11 protein-coding genes are annotated in these 18,803 nt (G+C 74.0%); 5 read left to right on the top strand and 6 right to left on the bottom strand.

What is annotated here, in order from left to right:
- Positions 1-34: 34 nt before the first annotated feature.
- Both QRN89_RS08365 and QRN89_RS08360 read right to left on the bottom strand, forming a co-directional pair.
- Positions 35-1,465, bottom strand: coding sequence for an ADP-ribosylglycohydrolase family protein (locus QRN89_RS08365; RefSeq protein WP_290348714.1), 1,431 nt, complete (start codon positions 1,463-1,465; stop codon positions 35-37).
- 1,040 nt (positions 1,466-2,505) lie between these two features.
- Positions 2,506-3,501, bottom strand: a complete 996-nt coding sequence (locus QRN89_RS08360; protein WP_290348713.1) for an ADP-ribosylglycohydrolase family protein — start codon at positions 3,499-3,501, stop codon at positions 2,506-2,508.
- 235 nt (positions 3,502-3,736) lie between these two features.
- Here QRN89_RS08360 and QRN89_RS08355 point away from each other — a divergent pair, with 235 nt between their 5' ends.
- The 5 genes from QRN89_RS08355 (at position 3,737) to QRN89_RS08335 (ending at position 12,524) form a co-directional block, all read left to right on the top strand.
- On the top strand, positions 3,737-4,465 hold the full coding sequence (locus tag QRN89_RS08355) for a VIT1/CCC1 transporter family protein (protein ID WP_290348712.1): 729 nt from the start codon (positions 3,737-3,739) through the stop codon (positions 4,463-4,465).
- 406 nt (positions 4,466-4,871) lie between these two features.
- Entirely contained in the window at positions 4,872-9,458 is a 4,587-nt protein-coding gene (gltB, locus tag QRN89_RS08350; RefSeq protein ID WP_290348711.1) for a glutamate synthase large subunit, read from the top strand.
- On the top strand, positions 9,451-10,911 hold the full coding sequence (locus QRN89_RS08345; protein ID WP_290348710.1) for a glutamate synthase subunit beta: 1,461 nt from the start codon (positions 9,451-9,453) through the stop codon (positions 10,909-10,911). The genes gltB and QRN89_RS08345 overlap by 8 nt, the downstream gene beginning before the upstream one ends.
- A 248-nt stretch (positions 10,912-11,159) precedes the next feature.
- On the top strand, positions 11,160-11,882 hold the full coding sequence (locus QRN89_RS08340; RefSeq protein WP_290348709.1) for a vWA domain-containing protein: 723 nt from the start codon (positions 11,160-11,162) through the stop codon (positions 11,880-11,882).
- A 171-nt stretch (positions 11,883-12,053) separates the two neighbouring features.
- Positions 12,054-12,524: a pyridoxamine 5'-phosphate oxidase family protein gene (locus QRN89_RS08335; RefSeq protein ID WP_290348708.1), complete on the top strand. Its 471-nt coding sequence runs from the start codon at positions 12,054-12,056 to the stop codon at positions 12,522-12,524.
- Between the two features lie 147 nt (positions 12,525-12,671).
- Here the strand turns inward: QRN89_RS08335 and QRN89_RS08330 are convergent, their stop codons facing one another.
- The 4 genes from QRN89_RS08330 to QRN89_RS08315 all read right to left on the bottom strand — a co-directional run bounded on the left by QRN89_RS08330 (position 12,672) and on the right by QRN89_RS08315 (position 18,733).
- Positions 12,672-14,243, bottom strand: coding sequence for a DUF4139 domain-containing protein (locus QRN89_RS08330; RefSeq protein ID WP_290348707.1), 1,572 nt, complete (start codon positions 14,241-14,243; stop codon positions 12,672-12,674).
- Positions 14,244-14,248: 5 nt separating this feature from the next.
- Entirely contained in the window at positions 14,249-16,411 is a 2,163-nt protein-coding gene (locus QRN89_RS08325) for a DUF4139 domain-containing protein (protein WP_290348706.1), read from the bottom strand.
- A 106-nt stretch (positions 16,412-16,517) separates the two neighbouring features.
- Entirely contained in the window at positions 16,518-17,579 is a 1,062-nt protein-coding gene (locus QRN89_RS08320; protein WP_290348705.1) for an acyl-CoA dehydrogenase family protein, read from the bottom strand.
- A gap of 2 nt (positions 17,580-17,581) precedes the next feature.
- On the bottom strand, positions 17,582-18,733 hold the full coding sequence (locus tag QRN89_RS08315; RefSeq protein ID WP_290348704.1) for an acyl-CoA dehydrogenase family protein: 1,152 nt from the start codon (positions 18,731-18,733) through the stop codon (positions 17,582-17,584).
- Positions 18,734-18,803 lie beyond the last annotated feature (70 nt).

Here is an 18,803-nt window from a genome sequence, read left to right as displayed (position 1 = left end):
GCCGCGTCGGGGATTCGCGCCCGGGAGAGGCGAGTTACGGGCCCGTGGCGCGGCCGGCGCCCCGCGCGGGGGTGGCCGCGGGGGAGGACGGGCGAGCCGCCGCCACCGGCTGTGCGGTGCTCGTCGGGGCGTCCGGAGTCACGGGGGAACCCGCGGGCGGTCGGATCATGTGGGCGAGCTGGCCCGCGAGTTCGACGAGGTCGGTTCCCGCGAGGCGGGGGAGGACGCAGCCGGCCAGGGTGCGGCAGGCGTCGCGCCACGCCGCGGGCACGGTCGTGCCGCCGCCGAGGGCCCCGGTCAGCGCTCCGGCGAGGGCGGGCGCCGAGTCGGCGACGCGGGACAGGCACGCGGCGGCGGGGAGGGCCCCGCCCATCCGGCCGCGTGCCGCCGTGACCAGGGCGAGGGCGACGGGCACGGTCTCGGCGGCGGCGATGCCGTAGCTGTAGACGTGGTCGACGATCTGGTGCTCCAGCAGGGGCACGAGGGAGAAGGCGTCCTCGGCGTCGCGGGCGAGCGCCAGGGCGTGCCGGGCGTTGCGGCCGATCTCGGTGGCCTCGGGGAGTTCGGCGAGGGCGGCGTCGACGGCCGCGTCCACGCGTGCACCGCCGAGCGCCGCGGCGACGGCGGCCGCCATGGCGCGGGCGCCGTGCACCCCGTCGCCGTCCTGGGTGTAGCGGGCGTCGAACTCGGCGAGGTCGGCGGCACCCCCCGGATCGCCCGGGTGGATGACGGCGAGCACGGCGGCCCGCACACAGGCGGCGTCGTCGAAGTAGTGCGGGTTGTCGTGGCCGGTGGCGGGCGGACGCAGCCCGGTGGCGAGATTGCCGAGGCCCGCGCGTACGGAGATCCGGGCACGGAGGGGAGGCACGGCCGCCTCGACCTCGGGGGCGCGGGCCTCCGCCGCGGCGATCTTCCCGGCCAGCGCGTTCCAGGCGAGATCGACGGCGGCGCGCACACGGCGGCCGGGGTCGAGCCCGTCGAACCGCTCACCCGCGGAGGCGAGCACCGTCTCGGCGGCGAACGCGGCCCACTCGGCGTCGTCGGACGGGCCCAGGCGCAGCGGCTCCGGGGGCTGGTTGAGGGCGATCGGGACCGGGAGCGTGGTCGTGGCGTTCTGCTCGGCGAACGTGTCGAGCTCACGGGTGAGACGCCGGGTCCACTCCGGCATCCGCGCGGCCCGGTGCCGCGCGGCGGGCCAGCCGGCGGCGTCACCGGCGGCCAGCCCGAGCAGCAGCCCCTCGATCCGCGCACGGTACACGCCGTGAGCGGGAGCGGGGGGAACGGTGCGGCCCTGGGAGGCGGGGGCCTCGCCGGGCCGGACCGCGGTCCGGTGCAGCCAGGGGGAGTAGCCCCACCCTGAGACGGGGCCGCCTGCTCCGGTCCCGGCTCCGCGGGTGTCCTGCGGCCGCGCCCGCCCGCCGTCCGGGCCGCGCGACCTGCTGCTCGGCGCGGTGTGCGGCCGCATCGGGTCCGTTCCGTGCCCCGGTCGCCCTGCCGGGCGGGCGTGGTCGGGTGCCTCGCCTTCCTCGCCGTTCCGGTCCGTCCCCTGCCCTGGTCGTGCTGTCGGGCGGGCGTGGTCCGGCTTTCCCGGGTGTTCCGGCGTCCTCGGGCGCTCTCGCTTGGTGTGGCCTGCGCTCGCGTCCCCGGGCGGGGACGCGGGCACCGGGCGGGGGGCGTGGGGCGGCGCTGCGTTGCCTGTCGGACCGGTGTCCGCAGATGCCTCGCGTTCCGGGCCGCGCGACCTGCTGCTCGGCGCGGTGTGCGGCCGCATCGGGTCCGTCCCGTGCCCTGGTCGTGCTGTCGGGCGGGCGTGGTCCGGCTTTCCCGGGTGTTCCGGCGTCCTCGGGCGCTCTCGCTTGGTGTGGCCTGCGCTCGCGTCCCCGGGCGGGGACGCGGGCACCGGGCGGGGGGCGTGGGGCGGCGCTGCGTTGCCTGTCGGACCGGTGTCCGCAGATGCCTCGCGTTCCGGGCCGCGCGACCTGCTGCTCGGCGCGGTGTGCGGCCGCATCGGGTCCGTCCCGTGCCCTGGTCGTGCTGTCGGGCGGGCGTGGTCCGGCTTTCCCGGGTGTTCCGGCGTCCTCGGGTGCTCCCGCGTCTTGTGGTCCGCGCTCGCGGCACGGGTCGAGGAAGCGGGCGTCGGGCGCGGCTCCTGCGGCCGCGCGTCGCTGCTCGCCGGACCGGTGTCCGCCGCCGGTGCCTTTCGCTCCTCGCCGTGCCCGTCCTCGCCGTGCCGGGCCTCCGCCCGCCGGTCGCCGTCGTCGTGCCGGTCCGCCCGCTCCTCGCCGTGCCCGTCCTCGCCGTGCCGGGCCTCCCCCCGACGGTCGCCCTCCCCGTCCCGGACCGGCCCCGGCCCGCGGTCCGGGGCCGGGGCGCGTTCACCCGGACCCTCGTCCGGTGCACCCGCCGCATCGGACGCGTCCGCCGCGTCCGCCGTCAGGTCCGGAGGGGAGTCCGGGGTGCCGGGGGCGGGCTGGTCCGGGGTCGTGGAGTCGAGGGGGCGGGGGGTCATGAGAGGGCCTCGGTGTCGTCGTACGGAGTGAGCAGGTCGGCGATGTCCAGGACGTGGTAGCCGCGCATCGAGGGGAGGCAGCTGCCCCGGACGGGGCCGATCGCGGCGGCCCAGTCCGGCGGGATGGCGGAGGCGCCCGACATCGCGCCGGCCAGCGCGCCCGCGACCGCCGCGGTGGTGTCGGCGTCGCGGCCCATGTTCACCGCGGTCAGCACCGACGTACGGAAGTCGCCGCGGGCCGCCGCGAACGCCCCGAAGGCGAGGCCCACCGCCTCGGGCGCCAGGTCCGTCCACGGGTAGCCGCCGATGACGACCGCCGAGCGGACCGTCCGTTCGCGGCCGAGCGGGTCCGTCCCGGCGCGTTCCGCCGCGACGACCGCCCGGCGCAGGGAGCGCGAGGTCCACGAGTCCAGGGGGACGACGGACAGGGCCGCCCCGATCACCCCCGCCGGGCCGGCGCCCGCCATCGCCGCTGCCACCCCCGCAGCCACCGCCTGCCCGCCGTAGATGCCCTCGCCGTCGTGGCTCACGCAGCCGTCGATGGCCACCAGCCGCGCCGCCTCGTCGGGGGAGCCCGCGGCGAACACCCCGAACGGTGCCGCCCGCATCGCGAGCCCGTCGCTCCAGGCGTGCCGGTGCTGCGCGGTGATGGGTGCCGCCAGCCCCCGGCGCAGGTTCTCCAGCGTGCCGCGCTCGCTGAAGCCCGCGCCCCGGAACGGCCCCTCGTCGAGGTCCGCGATCCAGTGGTGCCACGCCTTCTCGACGTGCGCCACGGTCAGCGCCGACCCGTGCCGGGCCAGCAGCAGCCCGGAGAAGATCGCGTACTCGGTGTCGTCCGTGCCGGCGGGGCTGTCGGTCACGAAGCCCTCGATGCGGCCCCAGCGGCGGCGGATCTCGGACGGCCGCATGTTCTCCGCCGGTGCGCCGAGGGCGTCGCCCACGGCCAGTCCCAGGAGCGCGCCGCGGGCCCGATCGCATGCAATCCAGTCCACCGCGCCACTCCTTCGCACCCCCTTGTGCCTGTTCCTCGATCTGTCCCCCGCGGGGGACGAGGTGGAGGCGTGGGAAACCCCGGTTCACACGTCCGGCTCAAGGGCGGAGCGCAGCGCCCAGACCAGGTAAGTAAAGCCTGCCTTGCTAGCGCGCCCCTTACATCGCGCGTACTTTCGAGAGCGAGAAACGGGGCGGGACGCGGACGCGGACCGCTCCGGGAACGAGGGGAGAGCTGTGTCCATCATCGAGACCGAGGCGACGCTTCACGAGGCGCACCGCGACAACCACACGCACCGCGACGTCAACGGCGGCTGGCTGCGTCCCGCGGTGTTCGGCGCGATGGACGGTCTCGTGTCCAACCTCGCCCTGATGACGGGTGTCGCGGGCGGATCCGTCTCCCCGCAGACCATCGTGATCACGGGTCTCGCAGGCCTGGCCGCGGGCGCCTTCTCGATGGCCGCAGGCGAGTACACCTCGGTGGCCTCGCAGCGCGAGCTCGTCCAGGCGGAACTGGACGTCGAGCGCCGTGAGCTGCGCAAGCACCCGGTCGACGAGATGGAGGAGCTGGCCGCGCTGTACGTGGCCCGCGGGGTGGAGCCCCGCCTCGCCCGCGAGGTGGCCATGCAGCTTTCCCGGGACCCCGAGCAGGCGCTGGAGATCCACGCCCGCGAGGAGCTCGGCATCGACCCGGACGAGCTGCCCTCGCCGACGGTCGCCGCCGTCTCGTCCTTCGGATCGTTCGCCCTCGGCGCGCTGCTGCCGGTCCTGCCGTACCTCCTGGGCGCCACCACGCTGTGGCCCGCGGTGCTGCTGGCGCTCGTGGGGCTGTTCGCCTGCGGCGCGCTGGTGTCCAAGGTGACCGTGCGCGGCTGGTGGTTCAGCGGGCTGCGGCAGCTGGCGCTGGGCGGTGCCGCGGCGGCCGTGACGTACGGGATCGGAAGCCTGGTCGGGGCTGCCGTCTAGCCTCGCCACCTGCACGGTCACAGCCTCCGGAAGCCGCTTCCGGAGGCTGTGACCTATGTCCTGCTGCCCTATCCGGCCGTGAGGTGCGACACTGGTTCTTGGCCTCACACCAAGAGCCGTTACCGGGCGGTTTCGAATCCATGACCGCCGGGCATGAGCCACAAGCGCTGTGGGCAACGAAGCCTGCTCTGCATCCCGGGTCCGTGGACGCCGATCCCAAGCCGATCTGTCCGCACCCGCCCCCACCTGCGCCGCTATCACATCCCCATAGCGCGGTGTCCGCATGTTGGAATGGGGTATCCGCTTCCCGAGAACCACTCCATCATGTAACCTGCACGAAATTTCAGCGGAGGGCCAACGTCGTCCCTCGGCACCGCCACATGCCACGACGACGACGGGAGAGCCGATGCGTTCCGACGCCTGGTCGCCCATGGACGGTCGCCCCGCCCCGCAGGGGATGTACGACCCCCGTAACGAACACGACGCCTGCGGTGTCGGGTTCGTGGCCACCCTCACCGGTGTTGCCAGCCATGAGCTGGTCGAGCAGGCGTTGACCGTTCTGCGCAACCTCGAGCACCGCGGCGCCACCGGCTCCGAGCCCGACTCCGGCGACGGGGCCGGCATCCTGCTCCAGGTGCCCGACGCCTTCCTGCGCGACGTCGCCGGATTCGAGCTCCCCGAGGCCGGTTCCTACGCCGTCGGCATCGCCTTCGTCCCCCAGGGCACCGAGGACGAGGCCGTCTCACGCATCGAGACGATCGCCGCCGAGGAGGGCCTCGACGTCCTCGGCTGGCGCGACGTCCCCGTCGCCCCCGAGCTGCTGGGCGCAACGGCCCGTTCGACGATGCCCTCCTTCCGTCAGCTCTTCGTGAGCGCGGGCTCCGCGGCCGAAGGCCCCGAGGGCGGCGCGATCAGCGGCATCGCCCTCGACCGCAAGGCGTTCGTGCTGCGCAAGCGCGCCGAGCGCGAGGCCGGCGTGTACTTCCCGTCGCTCTCGGCCCGCACCATCGTCTACAAGGGCATGCTGACCACCGGCCAGCTCGAGCCCTTCTTCCCCGACCTCTCGGACCGCCGACTCGCGACCGCCGTGGCCCTGGTCCACTCGCGGTTCTCCACGAACACCTTCCCGAGCTGGCCGCTCGCCCACCCGTACCGCTTCGTGGCGCACAACGGTGAGATCAACACCGTCAAGGGCAACCGCAACTGGATGCGGGCCCGTGAGTCGCAGCTGGTCAGCGAGCTGTTCGGGGACGGGAACCTGGACCGCATCTTCCCTCTCTGCACGCCGGACGCCTCCGACTCCGCCTCCTTCGACGAGGTCCTGGAGCTGCTCCACCTCGGCGGCCGCTCGCTGCCGCACAGTGTGCTGATGATGGTCCCCGAGGCGTGGGAGAACCACGACTCCATGGACCCGGCCCGGCGCGCCTTCTACCAGTACCACTCCACGATGATGGAGCCCTGGGACGGCCCGGCCTGCGTCACCTTCACCGACGGCACCCAGGTCGGCGCGGTCCTCGACCGCAACGGCCTGCGCCCCGGCCGCTACTGGGTCACCGACGACGGCCTGGTCGTGCTCTCCTCCGAGGTCGGCGTCCTGGACATCGACCCCGCCAAGGTCGTCCGCAAGGGCCGGCTCCAGCCGGGCCGGATGTTCCTCGTCGACACCGCCGAGCACCGCATCATCGAGGACGACGAGATCAAGGCCGCGCTGGCCGCCGAGCACCCCTACCAGGAGTGGCTGGAGGCCGGGATCATCGAGCTCGGCGACCTGCCCGAGCGCGAGCACATCGTCCACACCCACGCCTCGGTCACCCGCCGCCAGCAGACCTTCGGCTACACCGAGGAAGAGCTGCGCGTCCTGCTCGCGCCGATGGCCCGCACCGGCGCCGAGCCGATCGGCTCCATGGGCACCGACTCGCCGATCGCGGCCCTCTCCGAGCGTCCGCGGCTGCTGTTCGACTACTTCACCCAGCTGTTCGCGCAGGTCACCAACCCGCCGCTGGACGCCATCCGCGAGGAGCTCGTCACCTCGCTGATCTCCTCGCTCGGACCGCAGGGCAACCTGCTGGAGCCGACCGCGGCGTCCTGCCGCTCGGTCACCCTGCCGTTCCCGGTGATCGACAACGACGAGCTGGCCAAGCTCATCCACATCAACGCCGACGGCGACATGCCGGGCATGAAGGCCGTCACGCTGGCCGGTCTCTTCCGGGTCTCCGGCGGCGGCGACGCCCTCGCCGCCCGGCTGGACGAGATCTGTGCCGAGGCCGACGCCGCCATCGAGGGCGGCGCCAGGCTCATCGTGCTGTCCGACCGGCACTCCGACGCCGAGCACGCGCCGATCCCGTCGCTGCTGCTCACCGCCGCGGTCCACCACCACCTCATCCGCACCAAGCAGCGCACCCACGTGGGCCTGCTGGTCGAGGCCGGTGACGTCCGCGAGGTGCACCACGTCGCGCTGCTCATCGGCTACGGCGCCGCCGCGGTCAACCCGTACCTGGCGATGGAGTCCGTGGAGGACCTCCTGCGCGCCGGTACGTTCATCGAGGGCATGGAGCCCGAGCAGGCGATCCGCAACCTGATCAAGGCCCTCGGCAAGGGCGTCCTCAAGGTCATGTCCAAGATGGGCATCTCCACCGTCGCCTCCTACCGAGGCGCCCAGGTCTTCGAGGCCGTCGGTCTCGACGACGCCTTCGTCGCCAAGTACTTCGACGGCACCGCCACGAAGATCGGCGGTGCCGGCCTCGACGTCGTCGCCAAGGAGGTCGCCGCCCGGCACGCCAAGGCGTACCCGGCCAGCGGCATCGCCCCGGCGCACCGCGCGCTGGACATCGGCGGCGAGTACCAGTGGCGCCGCGAGGGCGAGCCGCACCTGTTCGACCCGGAGACCGTCTTCCGCCTGCAGCACGCCACGCGCACCAAGCGGTACGACATCTTCAAGAAGTACACGAGCCGGGTGAACGAGCAGTCCGAGCGCCTGATGACGCTCCGCGGCCTGTTCGGCTTCAAGTCCGACCGCCCGTCGATCCCCGTCGACGAGGTCGAGCCGGTCTCCGAGATCGTCAAGCGCTTCTCCACCGGCGCCATGTCGTACGGCTCCATCTCCAAGGAGGCGCACGAGACCCTCGCCATCGCCATGAACCAGTTGGGCGGCAAGTCCAACACCGGCGAGGGCGGCGAGGACCCGGACCGCCTCTACGACCCGGCGCGCCGCTCCAGCATCAAGCAGGTCGCCTCCGGCCGTTTCGGTGTGACCTCCGAGTACCTGGTCAACGCGGACGACATCCAGATCAAGATGGCCCAGGGCGCCAAGCCCGGCGAGGGCGGCCAGCTGCCCGGCCCCAAGGTGTACCCGTGGGTCGCCAAGACCCGGCACTCCACCCCGGGCGTCGGTCTGATCTCCCCGCCGCCGCACCACGACATCTACTCCATCGAGGACCTGGCTCAGCTGATCCACGACCTCAAGAACGCCAACCCGGCCGCCCGCATCCACGTCAAGCTGGTGTCCGAGGTCGGCGTCGGCACGGTCGCCGCGGGCGTCTCCAAGGCCCACGCGGACGTGGTCCTCATCTCCGGCCACGACGGCGGCACCGGCGCCTCGCCGCTCACCTCGCTGAAGCACGCGGGCGGCCCCTGGGAGCTCGGCCTCGCCGAGACCCAGCAGACGCTGCTGCTCAACGGGCTCCGCGACCGGATCGTCGTGCAGACCGACGGCCAGCTGAAGACCGGCCGCGACGTCGTCATCGCCGCGCTCCTCGGCGCCGAGGAGTTCGGTTTCGCGACCGCGCCGCTCGTCGTCTCCGGCTGCATCATGATGCGCGTCTGCCACCTGGACACCTGCCCGGTCGGCATCGCCACGCAGAACCCGGTCCTGCGCGAGCGCTTCGCCGGCAAGGCCGAATTCGTCGTCAACTTCTTCGAGTTCATCGCCGAGGAGGTCCGCGAACTGCTCGCCGAGCTGGGCTTCCGCACGCTGGACGAGGCCGTCGGCCACGCCGAACTCCTGGACACCACCCGGGCCGTCAACCACTGGAAGGCCCAGGGCCTCGAACTGGCACCGCTGTTCCACGTGCCCGAGCTGCCCGAGGGTGCCGTCCGCCACCAGCTGGTCGAGCAGGACCACGGCCTGGAGAAGGCCCTGGACAACGAGCTGATCAAGCTGTCCGCGGACGCACTGGCCGCGGCCTCCGCCGAGGAGGCCCAGCCGGTCCGCGCCCGGGTCGCGATCCGGAACATCAACCGGACCGTCGGCACGATGCTGGGCCACGAGGTGACCAAGAAGTTCGGCGGTGCGGGCCTGCCCGACGACACCATCGACATCACCTTCACCGGCTCCGCGGGCCAGTCCTTCGGCGCCTTCGTGCCGCGCGGCGTCACGCTGCGCCTGGAGGGCGACGCCAACGACTACGTCGGCAAGGGCCTCTCCGGCGGCCGGGTGATCGTCCGCCCGGACCGGGGCGCCGACCACCTCGCCGAGTACTCGACGATCGCGGGCAACACCATCGCCTACGGCGCCACCGGCGGCGAGCTGTTCCTGCGCGGCCGCACCGGCGAGCGCTTCTGCGTCCGCAACTCCGGTGCGCTGGTGGTCTCCGAGGGCGTGGGCGACCACGGCTGCGAGTACATGACCGGCGGTCACGCCGTCGTCCTCGGCGAGACGGGGCGGAACTTCGCCGCCGGCATGTCCGGCGGTGTCGCGTACGTCATCGACCTCGACAAGGACAACGTCAACGCCGGCAACGCGGACGCCGTCGAGACCCCGAGCGACACCGACAGGGAATGGCTGCACGACGTCGTGCGCCGCCACCACGAGGAGACGGGTTCCACCGTGGCCGAGAAGCTCCTCGCCGACTGGCCCGCTGCCGCGGACCGGTTCAGCAAGATCATCCCGACCACGTACAAGGCCGTGCTCGCCGCCAAGGACGCCGCTGAGCTCGCCGGTCTCTCCGAGCGGGAGACCACCGAGAAGATGATGGAGGCGGCGACCCATGGCTGACCCCAAGGGCTTCCTGACCACCGGGCGCGAGGTCGCGGAGACCCGCCCCGTCGCCGAGCGCGTCAAGGACTGGAACGAGGTCTACGTCCCCGGCTCCCTGCTGCCGATCATCAGCAAGCAGGCCGGGCGCTGCATGGACTGCGGCATCCCGTTCTGTCACAACGGCTGCCCGCTCGGGAACCTCATCCCGGAGTGGAACGACTACGCGTACCGCGAGAACTGGCAGGCGGCCAGCGAGCGACTGCACGCCACGAACAACTTCCCGGAGTTCACCGGGCGGCTGTGCCCCGCCCCGTGCGAGTCGGCGTGCGTCCTCGGCATCAGCCAGCCCGCCGTCACCATCAAGAACGTCGAGGTCTCGATCATCGACAAGGCGTGGGACACGGGTGACGTCAAGCCGCAGCCGCCCGAGCGGCTGTCCGGCAAGACGGCCGCGGTCATCGGCTCGGGCCCGGCGGGTCTCGCCGCCGCCCAGCAGCTGACGCGGGCCGGCCACACCGTGGTCGTGTACGAGCGCGCCGACCGCATCGGCGGTCTGCTCCGCTACGGCATCCCCGAGTTCAAGATGGAGAAGCGGCACGTCAACCGCCGTATCGAGCAGATGCGCGCGGAGGGCACCAAGTTCCGTACCGGCATCGAGATCGGCCGCGACCTGACGGCGACGGACCTGCGCAAGCGGTTCGACGCGGTCGTCATCGCCGCCGGTGCCACCACCGCACGCGAGCTGCCGGTGCCGGGCCGCGAACTGAACGGCATCCACCAGGCGATGGAGTACCTGCCGCTCTCCAACAAGGTCGTCGAGGGCGACTTCGTGGCGCCGCCGATCACCGCGGAGGGCAAGCACGTCGTCGTCATCGGCGGCGGCGACACCGGCGCCGACTGCGTCGGCACGGCCCACCGCCAGGGTGCGGCGTCCGTCACCCAGCTGGAGATCATGCCCCGGCCGGGCGACGAGCGGAACGCCAACCAGCCCTGGCCGACGTTCCCGATGCTCTACAAGGTGACGTCGGCGCACGAGGAGGGCGGCGAGCGGGTCTACTCCGTCTCCACCACCCACTTCGAGGGCGACGCGGACGGCAACGTCCAGTCCCTGCACCTCGTCGAGGTCGAGTTCGTCGACGGCAAGCTGACCCGGAAGCCGGGCACCGAGCGTGCCATCCCGGCCCAGCTGGTCACCCTCGCCATGGGCTTCACCGGCACCGACGTCGAGAACGGCCTGGTCTCCCAGTTCGGCCTGGCGCTGGACGAGCGCGGCAACATCGCCCGCGACGCGGACTTCGCCACCAACGTCGACGGCGTCTACGTCGCCGGCGACGCGGGCCGCGGCCAGTCCCTCATCGTCTGGGCCATCGCCGAGGGCCGCTCCGCGGCGCGCGGGGTGGACCGCTATCTCACGGGTGCGAGCGAACTGCCCGCCCCGATCCGCCCGACGGACCGCGCCCTGACGGTCTGACGGGCATCCCCACCCGGACCGTGTGCTGACGGTCCCTCACATACGTCCCGTACAAAGGCGTACGGAACAGACGCGGCGCCTGCCCCCGTCCCCGACCGGATGATGGGCGGGCGCCGCGGCATCTTCCGGGGTGACGGTACGCGTGCGTAGCATCGCGGTCCGCGTGTGTCCGCCCTCCGGCGTAGTCTCACGGCACGGGTGCCGGCCCGCACAGGACCCGCGGATGCCCAGCGAACGGAGACACGCCCATGGCGGCCATCAGCCTGCGCAAGATCGAGGAGACCGCGCCCGCCCTCGTCAGCCTCTACAAGACCGCCGGGGTGTCGCTGGCGAAGCACGGGCTGAGCGACCGGCGCGCGGCGGTGTACCTGGTGGTCGACTACTCCGGCTCCATGAAGCCCTACTACAGGGACGGCAGCGTCCAGGCGCTCGCGGACCGGGTCCTCGGGCTGTCGGCCCATCTGGACGACGACGGGCGCGTGCCCGTCGTCTTCTTCTCCACGGACATCGACGCCGAGGCCGACATCGAACTCGCCGACCACGAGGGCCGGATAGACCGCATCGTCGCCGGGCTCGGCCACATGGGCAGGACCAGCTACCACGTCGCGATGGACGCGGTCATCGACCACTATCTGGACAGCGGTTCCACGGCGCCCGCGCTCGTCGTCTTCCAGACCGACGGCGGACCGATCAACAAGCTCGCCGCGGAACGGTATCTGTGCAAGGCGGCGAAGCTGCCGATGTTCTGGCAGTTCATCGGCTTCGGCGACCCGGGCAGCCGGCAGTTCGACTTCCTGCGCAGACTCGACGACCTGGCGGTCCCCGCGAAGCGCCCCGTCGACAACGCGGGTTTCTTCCACGCGGGGCAGGACCCGCGGCGTCTCCGTGACGAGGAACTGTACGACCGCCTGGTGTCCGAGTTCCCGGTGTGGCTGGCGAACGCGCGGGCCTCGGGGATCGTGCGCGCCTGACGCCGGGTCTCCGTCGGACCTCGACCGGGCGGCGGTACGAGGTGGCCGCCGGTCGGACGTCGACCGGGCCGCGGTCGAAGCGGCCGCCGTCGGAGTGACGTGGTGGCCGTCACGGCGGCCCGCTCCGGATACCCGACAGCAGATGTCCGGTATTCGCGGTTTCCTGGGCCCATGGGCAACAGCTGGGCAGACTTTCAGGCGGCGGAGCCGGACTTCGCCACGGTGGTGCGGGAGCGCTTCGAGAAGTACAGGCACCATGTCCTCGCGACCCTGCGCAAGGACGGATCACCACGGCTCACCGGGCTGGAGGTGACCTTCCGCTCCGGGGAGCTGTGGCTCGGGATGATGCCGGACTCCCGCAAGGCGCTGGACCTCCTGCGCGACCCGCGGTTCGCGATCCACGCCAACCCGGGCGCGGACGACTCCATGGCCGACGGGGACGCCCGCATCGGCGGACGGGCCGTCGAGGTGACCGATCCGGAGGCGAAGGCCCCGTTCCAGTCGGCGACCGAGGCGCCGGAGCCGTTCCACCTCTTCCGGGTGGAGCTGGCGGAGGTCGTGCGGATCGGGGTCGAGGGCGACGAACTGGTCGTCAGCGGCTGGCAACCGGGTCGCGGCCTGCGGACGGTGCGGCGCCGCTAGCGCCGTGTGCGACACAGGGCGCCGTCCGCCCGCAGGGCGGGGCTCGCGGGCGTCCGGCGCGTGCCCTCGCAAGGCGGAGGGTCATCCTCCCGCCGGGCGTACTCGGACGACTCCGACAGCGCGGCGAGTGGCGTGCCGAGCGGAAGCTCAGAGCCCGGCCACCTTGGCGCTCGCCGACAGTTCGTAGACCAGCGTCACCGTGCGGTGGCCTCCCGGGGGGAGGGCGATGTCCCAGCGGGCGATGCCGTCGGCGTCGAGCACGTCGGGCGGCGGCGAGCAGGCTTCCTTGCGCAGGGAGACCTCCACGGCCGAGACCTCGGAGACCGGGATCCGTTCCCGGAGGGCGACCAGCCGTTCGCCGTGCTCCCCGGGTGCGGAGAACCGGGACAGGTGCAGCCGGACCGTACGGGTGACCACGGTCCGCTGCGTGATGCCGGCGGTGCCGCGGGTCTCCTCCGTCTCCCGCACCACGCGGTGGTCGTCGGAACTGCCGAAGGCCAGCTCGAGGGGAGCCCCGGGGGCCGTGAAGCCCAGCGTGCCGCGGCCGGTGAAGCCGCTGTCGCGGATCAGGTCCACGGGCCCGGCGAGCAGCGCGTGACCGGACCGGTTGTCGCCCCGCACGACCTGCGTGACCAGCGGAGACAGCTCGGGTGAGCAGGCGTACTCGCTGCGCGCGGCCGAGGTGAAGGCGGAGACGGGAACGCGGTGGGCGCGGCCGTCGCCGGCCACCGAGACCGGAGCAGGCGACTCCAGCACCCGTACCTCGCCGCCGTCGTCCACGCCGGGCAGGCCGACCACCGGGGCCGGGCCGAGGTCCCCGATCTCCTCCTCGCGCAGTTCGACGTCGACCGTACGGCGCTCGGCGGCGGAGCGGTCCCGGAGCGACAGCCGATCCTCGCCGAGCCTCGGCGGGTCGGTGGCCAGCGCCGAACGGGCCGTCGAGAACGTCAGCCGCACGTCCGACCAGTCCTCGCCGGTGCGCTGCCAGACCATCGCGTCGGTCTCCAGCGTCAGGGTGCCGCCGTCGAGCACTGCCCGGTAGGCGGGCCGCCACAGCGCACACGGGGTCAGATGGCTCAGCCGCAGCCGGGCCGGTCCTGCCGCCGCCGCGTCCACGGTCAGCTCGATGTGGCCGACCAGCTCCGCGGGCTCCTCCTCGGCGAGCCCCAGGGCCCGCCGGGTCTCCCCGAGGCCGGCCGCGACGGCGGTCAGCCGGGCCTCCACGGTGCGGAGCTCCTCGCCGTACGCGTCGCGCTCGGCGTCCACCCGGTCCAGTTCGCGGACCCAGCGCTCCGGTTCGGCCTCGCCGGCCCCGGCGCCCTCGCCGATGTCCCGCAGCAGATCGGCGGCGAGCCGGCCGAGCAGGTCGAGGCGGGCCCGGACGCGGTCGCGCCGCTGCTCCAGCGCGCGCTGCTCTTCCTCGAGGTCGTGCTCGCGGTGGCGGAGTGCCGAGTCGTCGTCGGTGGGCGGCTGCGGGCACTTCGGCGTCCAGGCACGGACGATCCGCAGATCGAGCACGGTCGCGGGAAGGTCCGGGTGATCGGTCGTCAGCTCGGCGTGCAGGGTGCGGTCGAGGGCCAGCGCACTGACCGGACCGAGGCGCAGCCGCCGGACGCCGGCCTCCAGGTCCAGCACGGTGACGCGCTCCACCTGGGCCCGGTCCTCCAGGCAGGTCACGGCGGTGACGGGCAGGGGAATCGGCAGCGGGGCCGTGGGCATGGCGTTCAGCTCCTCCGGTTGCCGCCGGCCAGGGCCTTGCCGGCCGGGATGCGGATCTCGTAGCCGCCGTCGAGTGCGGCGGTGCCGCCGGCGGGCAGGTCCACCCGCCAGATGCGGGTCCCGGGCGCGTGGTGCTCGGGTCCCTCACCGTCCACGGGCGTCGTCCAGTCGGCCCGTTCCTCGATCCTCACGTCGGGTTCCGAGGTGACCGGGACGCGCTCGCGGACCTCCACGGTGACGTGGCTCCCGAGCCGGTTGGCGAGCTCCACGTGGATCCGGTGGTCGAGCACGGTGGTGTTGTTGCGCAGCCCCGATGCGGACTCGCGCAGCTCGGTGCGGCGGGTGACCCGGATGGCCTCCGCCGGGCCGAGGCCCACCCGGCGGAGGCCGCCGGGAGCGAGCGTGGACAGTGCGGCGGTCAGCACGAAGCGGTCGTCGACGGTGACCTCCACCGGGCCGGCCAGGAGGGCCCGGTCGGTGGCGTTGGAGAGCACCAGCGTCGCGTACACCGTCTCCTCCACGGACGGCACGCAGAGGTACTCGGTGCGCAGACCCACGGGCATCTCGGCGACGGTGACGGTGTGCCAGGTGCCGTCCGAGGGGATGTCGGCGCGGGCGGCGGCGTCGTAGCGGTGGTCGAAGGAGCCCGCCGACTCGCGGGGCGGGACGGCGTGCCCGGGCAGCGGCAGCGCGGCCACCGCTTCGGCCCGGCGGCGGTACTCGGCGGCCACCGGGTCGCCGGGGGCGGCGGGGAAGAGCCGCCCCCTGCGACTGCGCTGCTCGTCCGGGCCGCTCAGGACGAGGGCGGCGTAGTCGAGTTCGGCACCGCTCGGCCGTGGAGGACCGGCCGCAGGTTCCGGCGGTGGCGGCGGCGCGGGACTGCCGGGAGCGGCAGGCGCCATGGGGGCGCGGGCCGCGAAGGCCGCGCTCCGCGCGCGTGGCCCGGCCCCCGGTCGGGCCCCGGCCGGCCGTGCGAGGTCGGGCGCCGCGCCGCCGAAGGCTTCCGGGGCGGGGCCGGCCGGACCGCCGGGAACCGGGAGCGCGGCGGGCGGGGCGCCGTAGCCCTGCGGAGCCGGTGGCGGTGGCGGTGGCGGTGGGGGAACGGGCGCGGAGCCGGCGGCCACGGGAACGGGCGCGGAGCCGGCCCCGGCGACGGGGCGCGGGCCCGCGGCGTCGTAACCGGTGAACAGGTCGGCGAGCCCTGCCGGGGGCTCGCGCCAGCCGGAGGGTGCCGGGTCGGGCTGACGGCGCCCGATCCGGACCGAGCGGAGCCTCGGCAGATCCGTGCGCCGCCGCAGGTCGGCGGTGGACAGGCCGACGCGTACGCCCGTCCAGTCCTCGCCGGTGCGCTGGGCGACCGAGGCGCGCAGCACCAGCCGTCCGCTGCCGTCGCCCTGACGGTGGGTGAGCCGGTAGGCGGGCACCCAGACGGCGCCGGGCACCCCGTACTCGAGCTCCACCTCGACCTCCGCGGCGTCCGTCTCCGGCTCCGACTCCGACTGCCGCCGACCGGAGCCGGACTCGGCGGGCGCGCCGGCGTCGGAGTCCGTTCCGGTATCGGCCCCGGCCCCGGCCCCGGTTCCGGTGAGTGTCAGGACCACGGAGACCGTGGTGTCCACATGCGCTGACGGCGCGTCGGTGGAGGCGCGTTCGAGCTTGGCCACGGCGACGTCGAACTCGTGGTCGACGTCGCGCAGGGCCTTCTCCAGTTCGACGAGCCGGGCGTGGAGAACCGTCAGCCGCTCGTCGACGAATCCGGCGAGTTCCAGCCAGGCGTCGACGGGCGTGCGGCGGTGAGGGTCCTCGCGCTTACGGCCGGGTGGCACCGGACGCAACGCCCCGATCTCCTCGATCAGGCCGAGCTGGCGGTCCCTGCGTCCCTCCGCCGCCGCGCGTTCGTCGCGCATCCGTTCGACCTCGCGCCACAGTGCGTCGGAGTTCTCGGGGGCGGCCGGCTCCGCCTCGACCTCGACCCGGGCCTCGACGACCCGTACACCGGAGGCGCCCAGGACCCGGGCCCGCACGGAACCCGCGTCCAGGGTGCGGGGCAGTCCCGTCACCCGCACCCGGCCGTCCGGCGGCACGGTGCCCCTGGCCAGGCGGCGGCAGAGCGCGCCCCGTGCGTACACCACCACCGAATCGAGGGTCGAACCCCACCTCTGTGCCATGTCGGCCGTCACCCGCCCCGCCCCCGCCGCGTCCATGTGGAGCGAAGCCTACGCGAGCGGCCGCCGTCCCGGCCGCGGTCCGACGACCCGGGGGCCGGCGACGCCGTTACAGCCGGGAGAAGCGCACCGATCGGTCGCCGCCGGGCCCGCCTCCCGCCGAACCGGCCCCCGCCGAACCGGCATGCGCAGAGCCCTCCAGCACCGCCGCCCTGCACTGGGAGGGAGTGCCCCACGCGTCGCGCAGCGGGCGCGCCTTGCGCAGCCACAGGGACAGGTCCAGCTCGTCGGTGTAGCCGACGGCGCCGTGGAGTTGGAGCGCGGTGCGGGCGGCGGCGTACGCGGCCTCGCCCGCGGCCGTCTTCGCCGCCGCGACATCGGCCGAGGCCAGGGTGAGCGCCGCGCCGTGCACGAGCGGGCGGGCGAACTCCAGGGCGATCAGCGTGTCCGCCAGCCGGTGCTTGACCGCCTGGAAGGAACCGATCGGCGCGCCGAACTGGGTGCGCTGCCCGGCGTACGCGACGGTCCGCTCCAGCAGCGCGAGCCCGACGCCGAGCGCCTGCGCCGCCGTCGCGAGCCGTGCCCAGTCCGCCGCGCGCCGTGCCGCCGTCGCGACGGCGGGTCCGGCGGAGACCACCTCCCCGCCCGCGCCGGGCACGGCGAGCCGCCGCACCGGATCGACGGAGGCGTGCACGGGCCCGTGCCCCGCGGCGAGCCGCAGCACCGTGGGGTCGCCGGCGTCGACCACGAGCAGCCGGTCAGCCGCGTCCGCGTCCAGGGCGTACGGCCCCGCTCCCGGCGCGTGCAGGGAGACCAGCAGGTCGCCCGACGCGATGGCGGGCAGCAGCCGCTTGCCGAGTACGGGCTCGTCCAGGGCGGCCACGAGCACCGCGCCCGCGACCGTCTCCACCAGGGGTCCCGGCACCGCGTGGCGGCCCAGCTCGACGAAGGCGAGGACCAGTTCGAGGGAGAGCGCCCCGGCCCCCTCGTACGCCTCCGGCACGGCCAGGGCGAACACGCCGGAGCCGGCGAGCCGGGACCACAGCGCCCGGCCGGGCGAGGAGTCTCCCGCCGCCCAGGCGCGCGCCGCCGCGGGCGTGTCCGCGGCGGCCAGCAGCGCGTCCAACGAGCGCACGAACGACCGCTGTTCGTCGGTCGGCAGGAAACGCATGGTCAGCGGCGTCCCTTCGGCAGTCCGAGCAGCCGCTCGGCGATGATGTCGCGCTGGATCTCGTTCGTGCCCGCGTAGATCGGCCCGGCGAGGGCGAACACGTGGCCCTCCGCCCACCCACCGGGCCCGTCCGCCTGCTCCCCCTCCGCGCCGAGCAGGTCGAGCGCCGTCTCGTGCAGGGCGATGTCGTACTCGGACCAGAACACCTTGTTCAGGCTCGACTCCGCGCCGATCACCGAACCGGCCGCGAAGCGCGAGGCACCCGCGCAGGTGAAGAGCTGGTACGCCCGCGCGCCGATCACCGCGTCCGCGACACGGTCGCGCAACGCCGTGTCGGCCGGGTCGGCGGTGGCGGCCCACAGCCGCACCAGGCGCCGGGCCGCGGCCAGATAGCGGCCGGGGGAGCGGAGCATGAGCCCGCGCTCGTTGCCCGTCGTCGCCATGGCGATGCGCCAGCCCTGCCCGGGTCCGCCGATCACGTCCTCGTCCGGGACGAACACCTCGTCCAGGAACAGTTCTGCGAACGCGGGCTTCCCGTCCAGCCGGCGGACCGGCCGGACCGTGACCCCGGGAGCCCGCAGGTCGAACATCAGGTACGTGAGCCCCCGGTGCGGGGGGCCGGCGTCCGGGTCGGAGCGGAAGAGGCCGAACGCCCGGTCCGCGAAGGCCGCCCGCGACGACCACGTCTTCTGGCCCGTCAGCAGCCAGCCGCCCGCCGTCCGGACCGCCCGGGAGCGCAGCGACGCGAGGTCCGAGCCCGCCTCCGGCTCCGACCAGGCCTGGGCCCAGACCACCTCGCCGCTCGCCATGGACGGCAGGATCCGGGCCCGCTGCTCCTCCGTGCCGTGGTCGAACAGGGTCGGGGCGAGCAGGCTGATGCCGTTCTGGGAGACCCGGCCCGGGGCGCCCGCGGCGTAGTACTCCTCCTCGAACACCAGCCAGTGGAAGACGTCCGCGCCGCGGCCGCCGTACCGCTCCGGCCACGAGACCACCGACCAGCGGTCGGCGGCCAGCCGCGCCTCCCACCGCCGGTGTGCGGCGAAGCCCTCCCGGGTCTCCAGCGAGGGCAGCGGCGGGTCCGGGACGTGCGCGCGCAGCCAGGCGCGGGCCTCGGCGCGGAACGCGTCCTCGTCCGCCGTGTGCGTCAGGTCCATCAGCGCACCCCGTTCCCTAACAAGTGTTTGGTAGGTTAACGTGCCCGTGTGACGGACAACAAGGCGGCGG

It is taken from the genome of Streptomyces sp. HUAS CB01 (assembly GCF_030406905.1).
GTDB classification, from domain to species: Bacteria; Actinomycetota; Actinomycetes; order Streptomycetales; family Streptomycetaceae; genus Streptomyces; species Streptomyces chengbuensis.
Note: the sequence above shows the minus strand (reverse complement) of the source record. Positions and strands in the feature narration are given on the sequence as shown.

What these genes read in the sequence shown, in the direction of transcription:
- QRN89_RS08320 (WP_290348705.1), bottom strand. Translation starts at nt 17,579, where the DNA reads ATGCGTTTCCTGCCGACCGACGAACAGCGGTCGTTCGTGCGCTCGTTG.
- QRN89_RS08345 (WP_290348710.1), top strand. Translation starts at nt 9,451, where the DNA reads ATGGCTGACCCCAAGGGCTTCCTGACCACCGGGCGCGAGGTCGCGGAG.
- QRN89_RS08340 (WP_290348709.1), top strand. Translation starts at nt 11,160, where the DNA reads ATGGCGGCCATCAGCCTGCGCAAGATCGAGGAGACCGCGCCCGCCCTC.
- QRN89_RS08335 (WP_290348708.1), top strand. Translation starts at nt 12,054, where the DNA reads ATGGGCAACAGCTGGGCAGACTTTCAGGCGGCGGAGCCGGACTTCGCC.
- QRN89_RS08315 (WP_290348704.1), bottom strand. Translation starts at nt 18,733, where the DNA reads ATGGACCTGACGCACACGGCGGACGAGGACGCGTTCCGCGCCGAGGCC.
- QRN89_RS08365 (WP_290348714.1), bottom strand. Translation starts at nt 1,465, where the DNA reads ATGCGGCCGCACACCGCGCCGAGCAGCAGGTCGCGCGGCCCGGACGGC.
- QRN89_RS08330 (WP_290348707.1), bottom strand. Translation starts at nt 14,243, where the DNA reads ATGCCCACGGCCCCGCTGCCGATTCCCCTGCCCGTCACCGCCGTGACC.
- gltB (WP_290348711.1), top strand. Translation starts at nt 4,872, where the DNA reads ATGCGTTCCGACGCCTGGTCGCCCATGGACGGTCGCCCCGCCCCGCAG.
- QRN89_RS08325 (WP_290348706.1), bottom strand. Translation starts at nt 16,411, where the DNA reads ATGGCACAGAGGTGGGGTTCGACCCTCGATTCGGTGGTGGTGTACGCA.